Source organism: Ectopseudomonas toyotomiensis (genome assembly GCF_017167985.1).
GTDB lineage: Bacteria > Pseudomonadota > Gammaproteobacteria > Pseudomonadales > Pseudomonadaceae > Aquipseudomonas > Aquipseudomonas toyotomiensis.
The window spans coordinates 4,554,241-4,574,419 of record NZ_CP070505.1; the positions used below are offsets into that span (position 1 = coordinate 4,554,241).

General features: G+C 61.1%; 18 protein-coding genes. 13 read left to right on the top strand and 5 right to left on the bottom strand.

Going from position 1 to position 20,179, the window contains the following annotated elements; translation table 11 throughout:
* Window positions 1–247 precede the first annotated feature (247 nt).
* Complete coding sequence (locus JWV26_RS21125) at window positions 248–724, top strand: DUF1289 domain-containing protein (RefSeq protein WP_021489264.1); 477 nt, start codon at window positions 248–250, stop codon at window positions 722–724.
* Window positions 725–824: 100 nt separating this feature from the next.
* On the opposite strand, the gene JWV26_RS21130 is transcribed toward JWV26_RS21125, so the two are convergent.
* Entirely contained in the window at window positions 825–1,688 is an 864-nt protein-coding gene (locus tag JWV26_RS21130) for a universal stress protein (protein ID WP_072424166.1), read from the bottom strand.
* Between the two features lie 157 nt (window positions 1,689–1,845).
* On the opposite strand from JWV26_RS21130, the gene JWV26_RS21135 reads away from it, so the two are divergent.
* The gene (locus JWV26_RS21135; protein WP_206417740.1) at window positions 1,846–2,523 is read left to right on the top strand and encodes a MiaE family protein; all 678 of its coding nucleotides are present in this window, start codon (window positions 1,846–1,848) and stop codon (window positions 2,521–2,523) included.
* A 152-nt stretch (window positions 2,524–2,675) separates the two neighbouring features.
* On the opposite strand, the gene lpxH is transcribed toward JWV26_RS21135, so the two are convergent.
* Entirely contained in the window at window positions 2,676–3,404 is a 729-nt protein-coding gene (gene lpxH, locus JWV26_RS21140; protein ID WP_206417741.1) for a UDP-2,3-diacylglucosamine diphosphatase, read from the bottom strand.
* A gap of 4 nt (window positions 3,405–3,408) precedes the next feature.
* On the bottom strand, window positions 3,409–3,906 hold the full coding sequence (locus JWV26_RS21145) for a peptidylprolyl isomerase (RefSeq protein WP_072424163.1): 498 nt from the start codon (window positions 3,904–3,906) through the stop codon (window positions 3,409–3,411).
* 160 nt (window positions 3,907–4,066) lie between these two features.
* Between JWV26_RS21145 and JWV26_RS21150 the strand changes: the two genes are divergently transcribed.
* The 5 genes from JWV26_RS21150 to JWV26_RS21170 all read left to right on the top strand — a co-directional run bounded on the left by JWV26_RS21150 (window position 4,067) and on the right by JWV26_RS21170 (window position 10,028).
* Complete coding sequence (locus JWV26_RS21150; protein WP_206417742.1) at window positions 4,067–5,731, top strand: glutamine--tRNA ligase/YqeY domain fusion protein; 1,665 nt, start codon at window positions 4,067–4,069, stop codon at window positions 5,729–5,731.
* A complete protein-coding gene (gene cysS / locus JWV26_RS21155) occupies window positions 5,731–7,116 on the top strand; it encodes a cysteine--tRNA ligase (RefSeq protein ID WP_206417743.1) in 1,386 nt (461 codons plus the stop codon). Before JWV26_RS21150 ends, cysS begins: the two co-directional genes overlap by 1 nt.
* A 366-nt stretch (window positions 7,117–7,482) precedes the next feature.
* Window positions 7,483–8,799 carry a branched-chain amino acid transport system II carrier protein gene (brnQ, locus tag JWV26_RS21160; RefSeq protein WP_206417744.1) on the top strand — a complete coding sequence of 439 codons (1,317 nt, stop codon included), beginning with the start codon at window positions 7,483–7,485 and terminating at the stop codon, window positions 8,797–8,799.
* A 105-nt stretch (window positions 8,800–8,904) separates the two neighbouring features.
* Window positions 8,905–9,639, top strand: a complete 735-nt coding sequence (locus JWV26_RS21165; RefSeq protein ID WP_017677169.1) for a DUF599 domain-containing protein — start codon at window positions 8,905–8,907, stop codon at window positions 9,637–9,639.
* Entirely contained in the window at window positions 9,636–10,028 is a 393-nt protein-coding gene (locus JWV26_RS21170) for an MAPEG family protein (protein ID WP_072424159.1), read from the top strand. The genes JWV26_RS21165 and JWV26_RS21170 overlap by 4 nt, the downstream gene beginning before the upstream one ends.
* 62 nt (window positions 10,029–10,090) lie before the next feature.
* Here JWV26_RS21170 and JWV26_RS21175 read toward each other — a convergent pair whose 3' ends face one another.
* Together JWV26_RS21175 and JWV26_RS21180 are read right to left on the bottom strand one after the other, a co-directional pair.
* Window positions 10,091–10,381, bottom strand: a complete 291-nt coding sequence (locus tag JWV26_RS21175) for a hypothetical protein (RefSeq protein ID WP_013715391.1) — start codon at window positions 10,379–10,381, stop codon at window positions 10,091–10,093.
* A 143-nt stretch (window positions 10,382–10,524) separates the two neighbouring features.
* Window positions 10,525–10,800 (bottom strand): hypothetical protein, encoded by a 276-nt coding sequence (locus JWV26_RS21180; RefSeq protein ID WP_074914766.1) that lies wholly within the window; start codon window positions 10,798–10,800, stop codon window positions 10,525–10,527.
* A gap of 146 nt (window positions 10,801–10,946) precedes the next feature.
* Here JWV26_RS21180 and JWV26_RS21185 point away from each other — a divergent pair, with 146 nt between their 5' ends.
* The 6 genes from JWV26_RS21185 (at window position 10,947) to JWV26_RS21210 (ending at window position 20,173) form a co-directional block, all read left to right on the top strand.
* Entirely contained in the window at window positions 10,947–11,426 is a 480-nt protein-coding gene (locus JWV26_RS21185) for a PaaI family thioesterase (RefSeq protein WP_206417745.1), read from the top strand.
* Window positions 11,423–11,869, top strand: a complete 447-nt coding sequence (locus tag JWV26_RS21190; protein WP_021489256.1) for a PaaI family thioesterase — start codon at window positions 11,423–11,425, stop codon at window positions 11,867–11,869. The genes JWV26_RS21185 and JWV26_RS21190 overlap by 4 nt, the downstream gene beginning before the upstream one ends.
* Window positions 11,870–11,938: 69 nt before the next feature.
* On the top strand, window positions 11,939–13,186 hold the full coding sequence (locus tag JWV26_RS21195; protein ID WP_072424156.1) for an MFS transporter: 1,248 nt from the start codon (window positions 11,939–11,941) through the stop codon (window positions 13,184–13,186).
* 259 nt (window positions 13,187–13,445) lie between these two features.
* Entirely contained in the window at window positions 13,446–15,344 is a 1,899-nt protein-coding gene (htpG, locus tag JWV26_RS21200) for a molecular chaperone HtpG (RefSeq protein ID WP_017677164.1), read from the top strand.
* Between the two features lie 186 nt (window positions 15,345–15,530).
* Window positions 15,531–19,172 (top strand): PAS domain S-box protein, encoded by a 3,642-nt coding sequence (locus tag JWV26_RS21205; protein WP_241201237.1) that lies wholly within the window; start codon window positions 15,531–15,533, stop codon window positions 19,170–19,172.
* Entirely contained in the window at window positions 19,169–20,173 is a 1,005-nt protein-coding gene (locus JWV26_RS21210; RefSeq protein ID WP_206417747.1) for an HD-GYP domain-containing protein, read from the top strand. Before JWV26_RS21205 ends, JWV26_RS21210 begins: the two co-directional genes overlap by 4 nt.
* The last annotated feature ends 6 nt before the right edge of the window (window positions 20,174–20,179 follow it).

A 20,179-nucleotide genomic window follows, 5' to 3' on the forward strand; every position in this document is an offset into this window, starting at 1 on the left:
AAGTTAAGCCGATGTCCCTGTATCGACAGGCTGCTGAAAAAGGATTGGCAGACAAGCCAAGACCGATGGTGGTCCCGCAAAAATGGTCGAAAAAGCGCAGTTTAGCTGTTCTAAACGAGCATTTTGAGGCCGTTTTTAACGCAGTAGTGCCAACGCAGGTAGTTTTCGGTGGCCTGTCGGCAGGGGTGATCTGGATTAGACAAAGGGCTAAGATGCCAGGCCATTCTGCTGTCTATTCTGTTTTGCCATGTCCAATCAGCGCATCAAGACGCCTTGTGTGGGGCTGTGTTCGACCGTTTACGGCGATGTCGTGTGCCGCGGTTGCAAGCGCTTCCACCATGAGGTGATCAACTGGAACAGCTACAACGATGACGAGAAGCGTGCGGTGTGGACGCGGCTGGAAGTGTTGCTGGTGCAGGTGATGACTGCCAAGGTGGAAGTGTTCGACGAGCAGCGTCTGCGCGGGCAACTGGAGCAGCGGCAGATCCGCTTCGTGCCGCAGCAGTCGCCTTATTGTTGGGCCTATCAGCTGATCGCGCGGGGCGCGCGGGTGATCAATCAGCTGGAAGCCTACGGCATGGTGTTGCTGCCCGAGTTTCGCAATTGGGCGCTGCCTGAGCTGCGCGATGCCATCGACAGGGAATTCTTCCTGCTCTCCGAGGCGCATTACGAGCGCTACATTGCGCCGAAGTTTTTGCGCGAAGGGCTGGAGCTCCGGGTATGAGAGGCTATGCCCCGTAGGGTGCGCTGCGCGCACCGCTTCGGGGGCGGCTTCAGCTTCAGTGCCTCGTCAAACCGCTGGTGCGCACGGCGCACCCTACGTCCTAGCGTTGGGCGACGAGTTCTTCGAGATGGGCGATGATTTCGTCCGGCTTGAGCACCAGTACGTCACTTTCCAGTGCGTCGAGTATGACTTCCGCCGTGTTGCCGATCAGCGCGCCGGAAAGCCCGGTGCGCGCGACGGTGCCGATCACCGTGACCGCCGCATCGAGTCGGTGGGCAACCTGTGGAATAACCACGTCGGCCGGGCCTTCGAGTACGTGCAGGCGCTCGTCACTGATGTCGTATTCGGCCTGGAAGCTGCGGCACTGCTCGCGGTAGCGTGCCTCGATGGTTTCCTTGAGCTGGAAGGTCGGGTCGGCTGCCGACAGCATGGGTGTCGGATGCGCGGTAGTCACGTGCAGGATACCTTTGGCCAGGCCGGCAATGTCATAGCCATGGCTGATGATCCCTGCATGCAGGGTGCGGTGCTCGCCATCGGCGTTGCCCACGTCCACGGCGGCGAGGATGTTGCCGCCCGTCCAGGGGCGCTCGGTCTTGACCATCAGCACCGGACCCGGGCAGTAGCGCAGCAGCTTCCAGTCCTCCGGGGTGAGCAGGGCCTTTTTCAGTGGGTTGTCCGGTAGATGTTGCTTGATCACCAATCCGCAGCCTTCGGCCTGCTGCACGGCAATGATGGTCTGGTGCGGGTTGTCATGCCAGGACTGCTGGGTGGAAACGCTGAAGCCTTCTTCGCCGAGGGTGCTGCTGAGATCGTTGAGCCAGGCGCTGTGGTCGCCTTTCTTGTCGCAGACCAGCAGGTGCAGATGCGACTGGGTGACTCCCGCTATCAGTTTTGCCCGCTTCAGTGCGAGGCCTTCGGGGTGCTGGGGCTCCATCACCACCAGAATGCTACGGATCGCTTGCATGGTCGTCTCCCTGAGAATGAATAGCGCTTATTCAACTATAGGTGCGTCGTTGCCAGCGGCTTGTTGACCTGCATCAACGGCGTGCTGGTCGTCCGACCTGCCACTCGTATAATGGCCCGCCATTTTCAACCTCGCCAGCACCTAGAGCGCTTCAAATATGATGTCAAATGCCGAGCAAATTCCGACTAACGGTGAGGAACCTGTATCGATTCTGCAGGAAATTCTAGAGTTTCTTGGTGGCGTCGCCACGCCTGATGCTTGGCTGGACGAGGCCCTGCGCCAGCAGGAAATCCTCCTGCTTGACCACCGCAATCTGGAATACAAGGCGGCACAGACGGCCCTGAGCCTGATGGGCCGCTACCTGACCAAGACCGAATTGACCGCGAGAATGTCGCGTTTGGCTCGTGAGGAGCTGGTGCACTTCGAGCAGGTCAGCAAGATCATCCGCGGGCGTGGCATCGAGGTTCGTCATGTTTCTGCCTCGCGCTACGCAGCCGGCCTGCGTGCGCTGCTGCGCGGTGGTGAAGTGGAGCGGCTGGTGGATGTGCTGGTGGTGGGCGCCTTCATCGAGGCGCGCTCCTGCGAACGCTTCGCTGCCCTGGTACCGCGTCTGGATGCCGAACTGGCCAAGTTCTACGCCGGGTTGCTGGAGAGCGAAGGGCGCCACTACCGCGGTTATCTCAAGCTTGCCTATCTGTATGGTGATGCTGCCGACGTGGATGCGCGTATCGAGGTGGTGCGCGCGGTGGAGCAGGAACTGATCACTACGCCAGATGAGCAGTTTCGTTTCCATAGTGGTGTGCCATTAGAAAGCAGCCACGAAGCGGCCATCTGATGACCCGAAGGGCGGGAGAGGGGGCTTCAGCCTACGCCGTTGCCCTCTCCCCCAGCCCCTCTCCCGCAACCGGGAGAGGGGAGCAAAGCCCTGCAGCGTCGTAGCCCGGATGAAATTGAGGGTTGCTTCCCCGGATTTCATTCGGGCTACGGTCAGGTTGGCGTCAGCTCGAAAGGCGCCTGGTTGAAGCCCGTCTCGTCGACCTGCAACGCCCAGCCCTGACGATCCCAGTCACCCAGGACGATGCGCCGTGCCGCTTGGCCGTTGACTTCCAGCTCATGCACCGCCGGCCTGTGGGTGTGACCATGGATTAGCGTGCGCACGTCATGCGCGGCCATCACCTTGACCACTTCCTCTGGCGTGACGTCGACAATTTCGCTGGCTTTCATTCGCGTCTGTGCACGGCTTTCGTTGCGCAGCTTGCGCGCCAGCTTCTGTCGCGTGCTCAGTGGCAGGCTGCGCAGGATCAGCAGCGATAGCGGATTGCGCAGCCAGCGGCGCAGCTTCATATAGCCGACATCGAGGGTGCACAGGCTGTCGCCGTGCATTAGCAGCACCGGCTCGCCATTTATCTGCACCTTGTGCGGGTCACTCAGCAGGGCGCAGCCGGCCTCACGACAGAAGCGCTTGCCGATGAGAAAGTCGCGATTACCGTGCATCAGATAGATGCGTGTGCCGGCATCACTCAGCTCGCGCAGGGCGCGGGCTATTTCGTGCTGGAAGGGCGTCATGCCATCGTCGCCGATCCAGACTTCGAAGAAGTCGCCGAGGATGTACAGCGCCTCGGCCTGGCGCGCGCGGGTGGCGAGAAAAAGCAGAAACGCCCGGGTGATATCCGGGCGTTTCTCTTCGAGGTGCAGATCGGAGATCAGCAGAATCATCGATTTACTCGGCTACGACTTCGGCCTTCTCGATGATCACGTCGTCCACCGGTACGTCCTGGTGGCCGGATTTCATGGTGGTGGCGACGCCCTTGATCTTCTCGACCACGTCCATGCCTTCGACCACTTCACCGAATACGGCGTAGCCCCAGCCCTGAACGGTCGGTGCGCTGTGGTTGAGGAAGGCGTTGTCGGCGACGTTGATGAAGAACTGCGCGCTTGCCGAATGCGGCTCCATGGTGCGGGCCATGGCGATGGTGCCGACCTTGTTGGCCACGCCGTTGTTGGCTTCGTTCTTGATCGGTGCGCGGGTCGGCTTCTGCTTCATGCCCGGTTCGAAACCGCCGCCCTGGATCATGAAATTGCCGATCACGCGGTGGAAAATGGTGCCGTCGTAATGGCCTTCCTTCACGTATTGCTCGAAGTTGGCCACGGTTTCCGGGGCCTTGTCGGCGAACAGGTTCAGGGTGATGACGCCGTGGTTGGTGTGCAGTTTGATCATGGTCGTATCCGTGATGAGGCAGGTTCGAGCCAGTGGCCCTGAGGTGAACAGCGCTTGTCAGGGTGTTGTGCACCCTGTCAGGGGCTTGACAGGTTGGTTATGATACGGACTTTGCCCGAAGCGGCCTACCCTGTGTCGCGCCAGTATTGTTAAGGACACCATGAGCAAGCCTACCGTCGAAAAAGCTGCCAACTTCCTGCGCCCCATCGTCCAGGCTGATCTGGACAGCGGCAAGCACGCCAAGATCGTGACCCGCTTTCCGCCGGAGCCCAACGGCTACCTGCACATCGGCCATGCCAAGAGCATCTGCCTGAACTTCGGCCTGGCCGAAGAGTTCGGCGGCCAGTGCAACCTGCGTTTCGACGACACCAACCCGGCCAAGGAAGACCAGGAATACATCGACGCGATCAAGGCCGACGTCGAGTGGCTGGGCTTCAAGTGGGCGGGCGAGGAGCGCTACGCCTCCAACTATTTCGATCAACTGCATGCCTGGGCCATCGAGCTGATCAAGGCTGGCAAGGCCTTCGTCTGTGACCTCAATGCCGAAGAGATGCGCGAATACCGTGGCAGCCTGAACGAGCCCGGTAAGAACAGCCCGTTCCGTGACCGCTCTGTCGACGAAAACCTCGACCTGTTCGCCCGCATGAAGGCCGGTGAGTTCCCCGATGGTGCCCGTTCGCTGCGCGCCAAGATCGACATGGCCTCGCCGAACATCAACCTGCGCGACCCGATCCTCTATCGCATTCGCCATGCCCATCACCACCAGACCGGTGACAAGTGGTGCATCTACCCGAGCTACGACTTTACCCACGGTCAGTCGGACGCCATCGAGGGCATCACCCACTCCATCTGCACTTTGGAGTTCGAGGATCACCGCCCGCTGTACGAGTGGTTCCTGGCCAACCTGTCGGTGCCGGCGCAGCCGCGTCAGTACGAATTCGCCCGCCTGAACCTGAACTACACCATTACCAGCAAGCGCAAGCTCAAGCAGTTGGTCGACGAAGGTCACGTCAATGGTTGGGACGATCCGCGCATGTCGACGCTGTCCGGCTACCGTCGTCGTGGCTATACGCCGGCCTCGATCCGCGCCTTCTGCGACATGATCGGCGTCAACCGCGCCGGAGGCCTGGTGGATATCGGCATGCTCGAGTTCGCCATCCGCGATGATCTGGATGCCAATGCCGCTCGCGCGATGTGCGTGCTCAAGCCGCTGAAAGTGGTGATCACCAATTATCCCGAGGGCCAGGTCGAGAATCTCGAACTGCCGCGTCATCCCAAGCAGGATATGGGCGTGCGCGTGCTGCCCTTCTCCCGCGAGATCTACATCGACGCCAGCGATTTCGAGGAAACCCCGCCGGACGGCTTCAAGCGCCTGATCCCTGGTGGCGAAGTGCGCCTGCGTGGCAGCTACGTGATTCGCGCCGACGAAGCCATCAAGGACGCCGCCGGTAACATCGTTGAGCTGCGCTGCTCCTATGACGAGAACACCCTGGGCAAGAACCCGGAAGGCCGCAAGGTCAAGGGCGTGATCCACTGGGTGCCGGTCGCCGAAAGCGTCGAATGCGAAGTGCGTCTGTACGACCGCCTGTTCCGCTCGGCCAACCCGGAGAAGAGCGAAGAGGGCGGCAGCTTCCTTGACAACATCAACCCCGAGTCGCTGGTGGTGCTCACCGGCTGCCGCGCCGAGCCATCGCTGGCCCAGGCGAGTGCTGATGACCGCTTCCAGTTCGAGCGCGAAGGCTATTTCTGCCTGGACAAGGATTCGACCGCCGGTGCCCTGGTGTTCAACCGCACCGTGACCCTGCGCGATTCCTGGGGGCAGTAATGGCACTGTCGATCTACAACACCCTGACCAAGACCAAGGACGCGTTCAAACCGCTGGAAGGCAATAACGTACGTATGTACGTGTGCGGCATGACTGTCTATGACTTCTGCCATATCGGTCATGCCCGTGTCATGGTCGCCTTCGACGTGGTCACCCGCTGGCTGCGCCAGCGCGGCTATGACGTGACCTACGTTCGTAACATTACCGACATCGACGACAAGATCATCAAGCGTGCCAACGAGAACGGCGAGCCGTTCGAGGCGCTGGTCGAGCGCATGATTGCGGCGATGCACGAGGACGAGGCGCGCCTGAACGTGCTGCGCCCGGACATCGAGCCGCGTGCCACCGGCCATATCGCCGGCATGCACCAGATGATCCAGACCCTGATCGACAAGGGCTTCGCCTACGCCCCGGGCAATGGCGACGTGTACTACCGCGTCACCAAGTTCGAGACCTACGGCAAGCTGTCGCGCCGCAAGATCGACGAGCTGAAGATCGGCGCACGCATCGAGGTCGACGAGATCAAGGAAGACCCGCTGGACTTCGTGCTGTGGAAAGCTGCCAAGCCGGGTGAACCGAGCTGGGATTCGCCCTGGGGCAAGGGCCGCCCGGGCTGGCATATCGAGTGCTCGGTGATGTCCACCTGCTGCCTCGGTGAGACCTTCGACATACACGGCGGCGGCCCGGATCTGGTGTTCCCGCACCACGAGAACGAGATCGCGCAGAGCGAGGCAGCCACCGGCAAGCAGTACGCCAATGCCTGGATGCATGCCGGCGCGGTGCGCGTGGATGGCGAGAAGATGTCCAAGAGCCTGGGCAACTTCTTCACCATCCGTGAGGTGTTGGAGAAGTACCACCCGGAGGTGGTGCGCTACCTGCTGGTGTCCAGCCACTACCGCAGCCCGATCAACTACTCGGAAGAGAGCCTCAAGGAAGCCAAGGGCGCTCTGGAGCGCTTCTACAATGGCCTGAAAGGCCTGCCGGAAGCCGCGCGAGCCGGTGGCGAGGACTTCGTCGAGCGTTTCGGCGCAGCGATGGACGACGATTTCAACTCGCCGGAAGCCTGCGCGGTGCTGTTCGAGATGATTCGTGAGGTCAATCGTCTGCGCGAATCTGATGTGCAGGCTGCTGCCGGCCTGGCTGCCCAGCTCAAGCAACTGGCCAGCGTGCTCGGTGTGCTGCAACTGGAGCCGGAAGCCTTCCTCCAGGCCGGTGCTGCCGGCAAGGTGGATGCCGCCGAGGTCGAAGCGTTGATCGCCGCGCGCCTGCAGGCCCGTGCCGACAAGAACTGGGCGGAAAGCGACCGTATCCGCGACCAGCTCACTGCCATGGGCGTGGTGCTGGAAGACGGCAAGGGCGGCACTACCTGGCGCCTGGCCGAATAAGGCTGATGCTCATCGACAAAGGCCGCTTTCGCGGCCTTTTTCATTTCTCGGTTTCTCTTGCGCTGCGAGCGAGCTGCCGAGTCCTGTAAGGGCGGGGGCGGTCCAGGTAGGGGACGGAAGTGTGGCGGTCAGATTTTCCATAACTTTTGCCGATGCGACAGTCAGTTACGCCAGTTCGACAGCTCGTCCGCCAACTGTGCTGCTGACGGGCGCTTTTCGTTAGTATGCGCGCCTTATCGTGTCCGTGGCGCCACAAGCGCCTGGCGATGCCTGCAGTGGTTCGAGCCAAACGCTCGGGCGACGTTTCCCGATCCCTCAAGGAAACCCCCGCAACTCTTCGATTTCCTGCTTGTGGTATTTCCCTTTATGACTCGTTTGAAAGGCTCGGACCTCCTGGCCCTCGGCTTCATGACATTTGCGTTATTTCTCGGCGCAGGCAATATCATCTTCCCGCCCAGTGCTGGTCTTGCCGCCGGGGAGAACCTGCTTCCCGCAGCGCTCGGCTTCCTGCTGACCGGTGTCGGCTTGCCGCTTTTGACGGTGGTGGCCCTGGCCCGAGTAGGCGGCGGTATGGATCTGCTCACCGCTCCCCTGGGTAAGGTGGCAGGTGCAATCCTCGCGGTAGCGGTTTACCTGGCTATCGGTCCGCTGTTCGCCACGCCGCGTACCGCCGTGGTGTCCTTTGAGATGGGCATTGCGCCGTTCACCGGTAACGAAGGTGCGCCACTGCTGATCTATACCCTGGTGTATTTCGCGGCCGTGCTGTTCCTCTCGCTCAATCCCGGCCAACTGGTCGACCGTATCGGTAAATTCATCACGCCGGTATTACTGGCAGCGCTGCTGGTGCTGGGCGGCGCTGCGTTGTTCGCGCCGGCTGGCGAGATTGGCGTGGTAGCCGAGAGCTACCGCGAGGCGCCGCTGGTGCAGGGCTTCCTGCAGGGCTACCTGACCATGGATACCCTTGGCGCGCTGGTGTTTGGCATCGTGATCGCCAGCGCCATTCGCGACCGCGGTGTCGGTGATGCAGGCCTGGTAACCCGTTATTCGGTAATCGCCGGCGTTATCGCGGCCATCGGTCTGTCGCTGGTGTATCTGGCGCTGTTCTATCTCGGCGCTACTAGCCAGGGGATTGCGGGTGATGCGCAAAATGGCGTGCAGGTGCTGACTACCTACGTGCAGCACACCTTCGGCACTACCGGCAGCCTGCTGCTGGCTGTTGTCATCACGCTGGCCTGTCTAACCACCGCGGTTGGCCTGTTGACGGCCTGTGGCGAGTTCTTCAGTAAATTGCTGCCGGTTTCCTACCGCAGCGTGGTGATTCTGTTCGGCATGTTCAGCCTGGTGGTGGCCAATCAGGGCCTGACTCAACTGATCAGCTTTTCGATTCCGGTTCTGGTGGGCCTGTATCCGCTGGCTATCGTGCTGGTCGCCCTGAGTCTGGCCAACCGGCTGTGGGTTTCCCAGGCGCTGGTGTTCGTGCCGGTGATGGCTGTTACGCTGATTTTCGGCGTTGCCGACGGTGTTGCCGCGACCCCCTGGGCCGACAAGGTTCCAGCCTGGTTCGGGCAACTGCCTCTGGCCGGTCAAAGCCTGGGCTGGCTGCTGCCGGTTGCGGTGACGCTGGTTCTGGTGGTGGCGCTCGACCGCCTTCTGGGTCTGCGTCAGAGCGCTACCACTGCGTAACAGACCCTCGAAACAAAACAAGGCTGCCCACGAGGCGGCCTTTTTTGTCGAACAAGAAAACAGGCAGCCTGGCTATAATCCGCAGCAGTCTTACAAGGAGTTGGCATGCTCAACAGCTATCCGTACCTGCCTCATTTTCTGGCCGCACTGTGGTTCGTTCTGTGCTGGGGCGGCTACACCCGCTATGCCTCCTCGAAGGCGCGAACCACCCCCTGTCTGGCCAGCGTCCTGCATCTGTACCGTGAAGACTGGATGCGCCGCATGCTGCTGCGTGACAACCGCATTGCCGACGCCAACGTGATCGGTAACCTCGAGCGCAATGCCTCGTTCTTCGCCTCCAGCACGCTGATTATCCTGGCCGGTATCCTCACCGTGCTAGGCGCCTCCGACCGCGCGCTGTCGCTGCTGGCCGACATACCTTTCGTGCAGCAGGCCAGTCGTGGGCTATCCGAGATCAAGTTGCTGTGCCTGGGCATCATCTTCGTCTATGCCTTCTTCACCTTCAGCTGGTGCATGCGCCAGTACAATTTTGCAGCGGTGCTGGTGGGGTCGGCGCCGATGGTGGGTGAGCGGCATGTCACCGAGCAGGAGCGCAAGGCTTTCGCAGAGCGCACAGCACGGGTTATCTCGATGGCGGCCAACCAGTTCAACTTCGGTTTGCGCGCCTACTATTTCGGTATGGCAACCCTGGCGTGGTTCATCAACCCCTGGTTCTTCATGCTGGTGACTGCCGGCGTGGTCGTGGTGCTGTATCGCCGCGAGTTCCATTCGGATGTGCTGGAAGTGATGGTGTATACCCCAACGCCGGCCGCCGAGGTGGCCAAGGAGAAGAGTGAATGAGCCTGCCGTTCTGGTGTGTCTTCATCAGCGCCTTGTTGATCTTCATCGCCAAGGCCCCGGTGGCCAAGGCCATGGCCGAGGAGGGCGGTGGTCGTTATGACAACCATCACCCGCGTGCCCAGCAGGCGCGTCTGACGGGGTTCGGCGCGCGTGCTCTGGCGGCGCATTTGAATAGTATCGAGGCCTTCCCGCTGTTCGCGGCAGGTGTGCTGATGGCGCACACTACGCAGACCTACGGCTTTCTGATCGATATGCTGGCCGTCACCTTCGTCGTCAGCCGGGTGCTGTATCTGCTGTTCTATTGGTGGGATCTGCACTGGCAGCGCAGTCTGGTATGGGTGGTGGGCCTGGCTTGTAGCCTGCTACTGATGATCAGCCCGGCGCTGTAAACGGCGCTGGCAGAAACGACAAGGCCCGCTTCGAGCGGGCCTTGTCATTCCAGCGAAGGGGCTTATCGGCCTTCGACCGCGTCACCGATCTCGTCACCGGCATTGTCGATCGCATCGGCAGCGTCGTCGGCCGCATCCTCGATCTTCTCACCTGTGGTGGGTTCGGTGCCCATCACTTCATCGGTTTTCTGTTCGATGGCTTCACCGGCTTGTTCGGCCGCTTCACCCATGGACTCGGCCGCTTCGGAAACGGACTCTTTGGCGGACTCCATCTTGTCTTCAGGGGATTGTTCACAGGCCGCCAGGCCTAGCATGGCCGCGAGCAGCAGGGCATAGGTAAATGGTTTTTGCACGGTTACATCTCCATGTGTGATGCGGATGATGGCGTGTGGCGTCATCCGTGCAACTTGGAGCGAACAAGCGAAGCGAAGTTCCGAAGCGCTGAAAAAACCAAGCCCGTGCAAGGGGCACGGGCTTGGCGGTGAAACAGGGCGGATTACTGATTGGCTGGTTCGGCCGGTGCGGTAGAGGGAGTAGCCGGCTGTTCCGATTCGTTTTCGGGGGCTGGCATCGGCTCCGGAGTTTGTTGGCGCTGCTCCTCGGCACGTTCCTGAGCCGCTTCGTTGCGCTCCTCGGCCGCTTCGTTCATCGACTCTTGCGCCTCGGACTGCGCTTCGCGGGCATCTTCGGCGGCATTCTCGGAGGGCTTGTCGCACGCGGCGAGACCCAGCGTGGCGGCCAGCATGACGGCATAAGCGAGTGTTTTCTGCATGTTGTTCTCCTTGGAAAAATGCCAGTACATTTTTTCGAAAGAGCAGCGCGTCATAAGTTCACTGTCATTGTGTTCGGCAAGCCGTGCCGCGTCTGCTGCCTGGCGCTACCATGCGCGACCTTGCATCGCCATCACGAGTTACGAGGATGATCAGTTCCCCAGTTCTGGAGCGCGCCCAGCGCTTTCTATCGGCCTTGCGCCACTGCCAGGTGCTTGGCATGCAGGTGCATGAGGCCAGCGCCGAGGGCCTGACCCTGCGCCTTCCCTACAGCCTGCACATCGTCGGTAACCCGGACACCGGTGTGATCCACGGTGGCGCCATTACCACGCTGATGGACACCACCTGCGGTATCTCCACGGTGTGCGTGCTGCCGGAGTTCGAAATATGCCCGACCCTGGATTTGCGCATCGATTACATGCACCCGGCCGAGCCCGGCAAGGACGTCTTTGGCTTCGCCGAGTGTTATCGGGTCACGCCCAACATTATCTTCACGCGCGGCTATGCCTATCAGGACGACCCCGAGCAGCCGATCGCCCACGTGGTCGGCGCCTTCATGCGCATGGGCAAGTCGATACAGGGCGGCGGTGAGCTGAAGCGCAACATCCAGCAAGGCGGTGGTGCATGAGCGAGCTGAGTCTGGAGCAACTGGTAGCGCGTGCGCACCAGCAGAACGATTATGACCCGCTGATCAATCTGATCCCCTACGCCAAGCTGCTGGGCATCGAATGCCTGCGTCTGGGCGACGACATGGTCTTTCGTCTGCCAGCCAACCGCGACTGTATCGGTAACCCGGTACTACCGGCGCTGCATGGCGGCGTAATCGCCGGTTTCATGGAGCATGCAGCCATGCTTCATCTATTGATGTTCATGGGCATTCCACATTTGCCCAAAATCATCGACTTCTCGATAGATTACCTGCGCGCCGGCCATTATCGTGACACCTATGCGCAGTGCCAGGTCTGGCGGCAGGGGCGTCGGGTGGCCAACGTGGCGATCACCGCCTGGCAGACCAAACAAACCGAACCGATTGCCACCGCCCGTGCCCACTTCAAGGTCGATGAGCCCTGAGTCGTTGAGACTTGCCCGGCAATTGGAGCGGATCGGCAGCGCAGCGAAATCATGACAAGGACCCTGTAGATGGATGCGTTGCTGATAATTGGTGGCCTGGTGCTGATGCTCGCCGGTCTGGTATGGCTGGTCATGCGGGCGTTCGCCACTAGCCTGTTGTGGGGCTGGGGCAGTCTGATCCCACCGATCACCTTGATCTACATCATGCGCCACTGGCGGCGAGCGCGTAGCGCGGTCACTCTCATCGGGCTTGGCGTCATCCCGCTGGTGGTGGGCTTGACCTTACTGGCCAGCAAGGATGCCGAGCGTCTGGCGGCGATCGTCCGTCTGGACTGGTTGAAGCCCGAGGTGCAGGTGCCGGCAGAGCTGGCCATCAATCTGGACGGTGAGCTAAACGGCCAGCCATTTCGCCCGCAGCAGGGTGAACTGATCGATGGTGTGTTGGTGCTGCGCGAGGGCCTGGATTTCTTCGCCCTGCGCGAACTGAGTATCCGCCTGCCGCAGCCAGTCGAGGGTCCTGTACGTATCGACGTGCTACCCCAGGACAGCGGTAACCTGCCAGAGGTCGAGCTCAGCTGGCTGTTACCGGAGCAGGACCTGCCCGAGGCGCGTCGCCTGAGCCGTGGCTACACCCTGCATCTGGACCTGCAACCGCAGGAACCGAATCGACTGGTCGGTGATTTCCATCTGGTCATGCCGCCACGCTTCAAGACCAGTCTGAGTGGTCGGGTCGAGCTATACCGTGATCGCCTGCGCTATGTGGATGGTAAAGTCGATACCCGGTACGACTCGAATGACACCATCGCCCATCTCCTGCAGGACTATCTGCAACGACGTTTCGCTACGCGCGACGTGCGCGAGTTGAAACTGCCGGTGTTCACCTTCGAGGGCGATACCCTGGAATTGCAGGTTGACGCGCAGATCGACGGGCGTAACGAGCGCTTGCCAATTCGTTTGCACAAGCGCTCTGAGCAAGGCTGGATGGTGGAGGGCGATCGCTTCCCGGCATTGCCCTCCGTTGCGGCCAAGCAACCGACACAACAAATTGAAGCGACTGCCGTCGAGGAGCGCCTGAGTCGTCCGGTCGACCGACGTCAGCGTTTCAGCCTGGCGCGCTTGCAGCGCAACCCGGAGCAGTACCGCAACCTCAGCATGCGCCTGAGCCGCGCCAGTGGCGGCACGGTGGAGGGGCGTTTCGTCGGTGTCGATGACGATGGCAGCATTCGCCTCAGTCAACAGATGGGCAGTGGCGGCGGCCAGGCCAGCTTCAGTTTCAAACCGGAAGAAATCGGTCGCCTGGAACTGCTGGAGCCGTAGCAACGGTTTTCTGCTAAGCCCTTGAAATCTATCTTGCTGGCCCCATCTGTAGGTCATCGCCGCATGGGGGCTTCTAAAAACGTAGGCGAGGCAGCCAGCGCAAGGCAAAAACAGGCGAAAAAGCGGAGCTTACGAGTTGTAAATGAGCATTTTGATCGGACTCGCGCACGAGCCTGTTTTTAACGCAGCGATGGCAACGCAGGTAGTTTTTAGAGGTACCCCATAGCGGTTCCTGTCCTACAGATGGAGTTAGCAGACCATGAGTGTGGAAACTCAAAAAGAAACCCTGGGCTTCCAGACCGAGGTGAAGCAACTGCTTCACCTGATGATCCATTCCCTGTACTCGAACAAGGAAATCTTCCTGCGCGAGTTGATCTCCAACGCTTCCGACGCCGCTGACAAGCTGCGTTTCGAAGCGCTGGCCAAGCCGGAGCTGCTCGAAGGTGGCGCCGAACTGAAGATCCGCCTGTCGTTCGACAAGGATGCCAAGACCGTCACCCTCGAAGACAACGGCATCGGTATGAGCCGCGAGGAGGTCATTGCGCACCTGGGCACCATCGCCAAGTCCGGCACTGCCGACTTCCTGAAAAATCTCTCCGGCGATCAGAAGAAGGATTCGCACCTGATCGGCCAGTTCGGTGTGGGCTTCTATTCGGCCTTCATCGTCGCCGACGAGGTCGAAGTGTTCAGCCGCCGTGCCGGTAGCCCGGCCAGCGAAGGCGTGCATTGGTCATCCAAAGGTGAAGGCGAGTTCGAAGTCGCCACCGTCGAGAAAGCCGAGCGTGGTACCCGCATCGTTCTGCATCTGAAGAGCGGTGAAGAGGAGTTCGCCGATGGCTGGCGCCTGCGCAACATCGTCAAGAAGTACTCCGACCATATCGCGCTGCCCATCGAGTTGCCGAAGGAGCATCACGGTGAAGACAAGCCGGCCGAAGTCGAGTGGGAAACCGTCAACCGCGCCAGCGCCCTGTGGACCCGTCCGCGTACCGAGATCAAGGACGAGGAGTACCAGGAGTTCTACAAGCACGTCGGCCATGACTTCGAGAACCCGCTGAGCTGGAGCCACAACAAGGTCGAAGGCAAGCTGGAGTACACCTCGCTGCTCTACGTACCGGGGCGTGCGCCGTTCGACCTGTACCACCGCGAAGCGCCCAAGGGCCTCAAGCTCTACGTGCAGCGCGTATTCATCATGGATCAGGCCGATCAGTTCCTGCCGTTGTACCTGCGCTTCATCAAAGGTGTGGTCGACTCCAACGACCTGTCGCTGAACGTTTCCCGCGAGATCCTGCAGTCCGGCCCGGTCATCGACTCGATGAAGTCGGCACTGACCAAGCGCGTGCTGGACATGCTGGAGAAGCTAGCCAAGGACAAGCCGGACGACTACAAGACCTTCTGGAAGGCCTTTGGCCAGGTGCTCAAGGAAGGCCCGGCAGAAGACTTCGCCAACAAGGAAAAGATCGCCGGCCTGTTGCGTTTCGCCTCCACCGCTGGCGAAGGCGACGAGCAATCGGTTTCGCTGGCTGACTACCTGGGCCGCATCAAGGAAGGTCAGGACAAGATCTACTTCCTCACTGGTGAAAGCTACGCGCAGATCAAGAACAGCCCGCACCTGGAAGTCTTCCGCAAGAAGGGCATCGAAGTGCTGCTGCTCACCGATCGTATCGATGAGTGGCTGATGAGCTACCTGACCGAGTTCGACGGCAAGCAGTTCGTCGACGTGGCCCGTGGTGACCTGGATCTGGGTGAGCTGGACTCGGAAGAGGACAAGAAGGCCCAGGAAGAAGTCGCCAAGGCCAAGGAGGGGTTGATCGAACGCCTCAAGGGTGCCCTGGGCGAGCAGGTCGCCGAGGTTCGCGTGTCTCATCGACTGACCGACTCGCCGGCGATTCTCGCCATCGGTGAGCAGGATCTCGGTCTGCAGATGCGCCAGATTCTCGAGGCCAGCGGGCAGAAGGTTCCGGATGCCAAGCCGATCTTCGAGTTCAACCCTGCGCATCCGCTGATCGAACGTCTGGATGCCGAGCCGGACGAGGACCGTTTCACCGATCTGTCGCACATTCTCTTCGATCAGGCCGCGTTGGCCGCTGGTGACAGCCTGAAAGATCCTGCCGCTTACGTGCAGCGTCTGAACAAGTTGTTGGTGGAACTTTCTGCCTGATAGGTCAGGTAGTGGAACAAGCCCGCTTCGGCGGGCTTTTCTATGCGTGCGATTGATCGGGTTTGATTGACAAGCGCGACCCCGTCGTTTCAGATGCTGGCAATTGGCTGGCTTTCTGCAGTGCCCTGGGGTGGTATGTCGATTTTCGAGCTGTTCTTCTTGATGGGCGCGGACCCGAGTGTCCTTGTGCTCAGTAGTTACGACACGTCCCTGGTGCTGCTGTCGCTGGCTATTGCTGTATTCGCCGCCGGCATGGCGCTGCAGCTGGCTGGCGAAGCACGCGACAGTTCGCATCCGGTCGCCAGGCAAATCACCATTCTCACCGGTTCGCTCGCTCTTGGCGGCGGCATCTGGTCCATGCATTTTCTCGGCATGCTCGCCTTCGAGCTGTGTGCGGCGGTGCGATTCGATCTGGGCATCACGCTACTGTCGATGCTGCCGAGCCTGGCTGCTTCGTGGGTCGCGCTGAGCCTGCTGGCGCGGCGTGACTTGAGCCTGTTGCAGCTGTGTGTGGGGGGCGTACTGGTCGGAGCCGGTATCGGAGCCATGCACTACAGCGGTATGGCGGCGATGCAGATGGCGCCGCTGCTGCGCTATGACCCCTGGATGTTCGCCCTGTCCATCGTCGTTGCCGTCGCCCTGGCCATTCTGGCGTTGTGGGTACGCTTCGGTCTGGAGGGGCGTTTGCCGACCCTCTGGGCGCTTCTGCTCAGCGCCCTGGTGATGGGCCTGGCGATCAGTGGCATGCACTACACCGGCATGGCTGCGGCGCGTTTCGTCGGTACGCCGGAGTCCGAAGCTCCGATGGCGGTGGTCGACAGTGGTTATATCGCCATTGCCATCACGCTGCTGACCGTCGCTCTGACAGTCTTCGTGGTGGCGGTCAATACGCTGCTGCGCTACCGCCGCATGAGTCTTCAACTCAAGGCCAGCGAGCAGCATTTGCGCTCGATCTTCGACACGGCTCTGGATGCCATCATCACCGTCGATCACACCGGCACGTTGCGCTCGGCCAATCGCGCGGTCTCGCGTCTGTTCGGCTGGACGCCGGAGGAGTTGGTGGGCATGCACATGCGCTCACTGATGCCTGCTCGCCATGTCGAGCAGGTGGAGGTGCTGCTGGCGAACTACCTCAGAACGGGTCGCCTGACGATGCCGGCCGGTGAGCAGGAACTGGTGTGTCTGACCCGTGACGGCGAAGAGAAATTGGTGCGCATCAGCGTTGGCATCACCCATTCAGGCAGCCGTCCGCTGTTCGTGGTATTCGTCGCCGATATCAGCGAAAGACAAGCCATGGAGAAGGCCCTGCGTGACAGCGAGCAGCAGTACCGTTCGTTGATCAGCAACATTCCTGGTGTGTCGTTCCGCTGCACGCTGGATCAGGACTGGACCATGATATTTATCAGCGATGCGGTGCAGCCCCTCACCGGTTGGAGTGCGGAGGATTTCATCAGTCGCCGCTGTTCGATTGCCGATATGTATCACCCGGACGACTATCAGCGAGTCGCCGCCGAGGTGATGCAGGCTATCGAGCAAGGCCGCAACTACGTTGTCGAATACCGCTTGTTCGACCGCGATGGCGCGGAACACTGGATCTGGGAAAGTGGTAGCGCAGTTTGCGACGAAAACGGTGTGCCGCGCTGGATCGATGGCGTATTGCTCGACCAGACCGAAACCAAGCGGCGCAATGCCGAATACGAAGGCAAGGTCACCGCGATCAGCAAGGCGATGGCACTGATCGAGTTCGACCTCGACGGCAATATCCTCGACATCAACGACAATGCACTGGCGTTGTTTGGTTATGACAAGGTGGAGGTGATAGGGCGCCACCACGGCATGTTCTGCGATCCTGAGCTGGTGGCAAGCGATGCTTATCGCCAGGGTTGGGTGGATCTGCGTGCAGGTCATTTTCGAGCAGGTGAATATCACCGCTTTGGTAAGGGCGGGCGGGAAGTCTGGATTCAGGCCAGCTACAACCCGATCCTCGATACCGACGGCAAGCCGTTCAAGGTCGTCAAGTTGGCGACCGACCTGACCCCGCGCCGCGTCATGGAACAGGATCTGCGGGCTGCCCGTGATCGCGCCGAAGCCGCCGCTGCCGCGCGCAGCAGCTTCCTGGCCAACATGAGCCATGAAATTCGTACGCCGATGAATGCCATCATCGGCTTTACCGACCTGCTGCTGGAAACGCCGCTTTCCAGCGAGCAACGTCGCCATCTGAGCACCGTGCAGCATTCGTCGCGTTCGTTGCTGGGCTTGCTCAATGACATCCTCGACACGGCGAAGCTCGACCGTGGTGCCATCGAGCTGGAACAACTGGATTTCTCCCTGCGTGAGCTGTGCGAGCAGGTACTCGCGACGCAGCGCCTGACGGCCGAAAGCAAAGGCCTGCAGCTGCATCTGGATTACCCGGCAACGACCAACGAGTTCTTCTGTGGTGACCCACTGCGTTTGCAACAGGTCCTGACCAACCTGCTCGGTAATGCGGTCAAGTTCACCCTGCACGGCGAGGTTCGCCTGAAAGTGACCGGTGAGCCGGGCGCGATGCGCCTGGCGGTGAAGGACACCGGCATCGGTATCGCAGCCGATCGCCTGGAGAAGATCTTCGAGCCTTTCGCTCAGGCTGATGCCTCGATGAGCCGACGCTTTGGCGGTACCGGCCTCGGCACCACCATCTCCCGGCAGTTGGTCGAGTTGATGGGGGGGCGTCTGCGGGTCGAAAGTACCGAAGGGCAGGGCAGCTGCTTCAGCGTCGAGTTGCCGCTGCGTGCCGGCAAGCGTCTGGCCTCGCAGCAACGTGCCGTGCTGCCTGAGCTGGGGCAGTTGAACATTCTTGCGGCCGATGACGTGCCGCAGAACCTCGAGCTGCTGCAACTGACCCTGGAGCATTTTGGCCATCGCGTACACTGCGTCGCTGATGGTGAAGGTGCACTGCAGGCATTCACCGAGCAACGTTTCGATCTGATCCTGATGGATGTGCAGATGCCGGGTGTCGACGGTCTGGAAGCGTCGCGGCGGATCCGCCAGCTGGAAGCCGCCGAGGCACGAGAGCCGATTCCGATCATTGCCCTGACCGCCAGCGTGCTTGATCAGGATCGTCAGGCAGCGCTGGACTCGGGTATGAATGGCTTTGCTTCGAAGCCACTGGATGTCAACGCGCTGCTCTGGGAAATCGCCCGCCTGCTCGGGCTGACCGATGTACCCAGCGCAGTGGTCAGTGCCACCCGGGTTGCCGAAGATGGCCTGTTCGACTGGGTCCGTGGCAGCAGCCTGTGGGGCGGGCCGCTGCGTATGGCGCAGGCGATCAATACCTTCATTGCCGAACAGCATGCTCTGGCGGCGCGTCTCAGCCATCTGCTGGCGGCGCGCGACTGGCGCGAGGGCGAGGCGCTCGCGCATCGTCTGCACGGCGCCGCCGGCAACCTGGCCATGAGCAGCCTTGCCAGCCTTGGACAGTCGATCGAGCGGGCCTTTCAGCGGCGAGACGAGCAGGCGTTGCCCGCACTTATCGTGGAGCTCGAGCAGGCCCTGCTGACGGTCAAGGAGGTGGTGCCGCAGGTGCCGGAGGCCGTATCTTCGGCTGAAGACGCGGCTGTCGACATGCGCTCGCTGCGTGAACAGGCAAGTCAGCTGCGCCAGGCGCTGCAGCGGGGCGGCCTGGATGATGAAACCCTTGCTGTCATGGAGCAGGCTGCCAGGGGCACAGCCTATGGCGCCGCGCTGAACGACATGCGTCAGGCGCTGGAAGATTTCGATTTCGATCAGGCTCTGCTGGTGCTCGATCGACTGTTGATGCAACTGCAAGACGAGGAAGCGACCCCATCATGACCCTGGCTGCCGATGCTCGTCCGCTGTTGCTGTTGGTCGATGACGAACCCACCAACCTGCAGGTGCTGCGCCATATCCTGCAAGAGGACTATCGCCTGCTATTCGCCAAGGAGGGCGCGCGCGCGCTGGAAATGGCCGAACGCGAACAGCCCGACCTGATTCTGCTCGATGTGATGATGCCGGGCATGACCGGCTACGAGGTCTGCGAGCGACTCAAGGCCAACCCTCTGCTAAAGACGATTCCGGTGATCTTCGTGACCGCTCTGGGCGATGTCGAGGATGAGGCACACGGCTTCGAGGTTGGTGCGGTGGACTACATCACCAAACCGATCAGCCCGCCCATCGTGCGTGCCCGGGTACGTACTCACCTGTCGCTGGTGCGTGTCGATGAGCTCAAGCAGACCCGCCTGCAGATCGTCCAGCGCCTGGGCATGGCCGCCGAGTACAAGGACAACGAGACCGGCCTGCACGTCATTCGCATGAGCCATTTCTCCAAGGTGCTGGCGCTGGCCGCCGGCTTCAGCGAAAGCGCGGCCGAGGAACTGCTCAACGCGGCGCCGATGCACGATGTCGGCAAGATCGGCATTCCCGACGCGGTGCTGCGCAAGCCGGGCAAGCTCGACGAGCAGGAGTGGCAGGTGATGCGCCAGCACGTGGAGATCGGTGCGCGGATCATCGGTGAGCACAGCTCGGGGCTGCTGCGCACGGCGCAACGCATTGCCCTGTCGCACCATGAGAAGTGGGATGGTAGCGGCTACCCCAACGGTCTGAGTGGCGAGGACATTCCCCTGGAGGGCCGCATCGTCGCCATTGCCGACGTGTTCGACGCGCTGACCAGTGTGCGCCCTTACAAACAGGCCTGGTCCGTGGACGATGCAGTCGGTTTCCTGCGTGAACAGAGTGGGCGCCACTTCGATCCGCGTCTGGTCGAGCTGTTCATCGCTTGTTTGCCCGAGATTCTGCAGATCAAGGAACGCTGGGCCGAACAACCTGCCGCTTGAAACCTC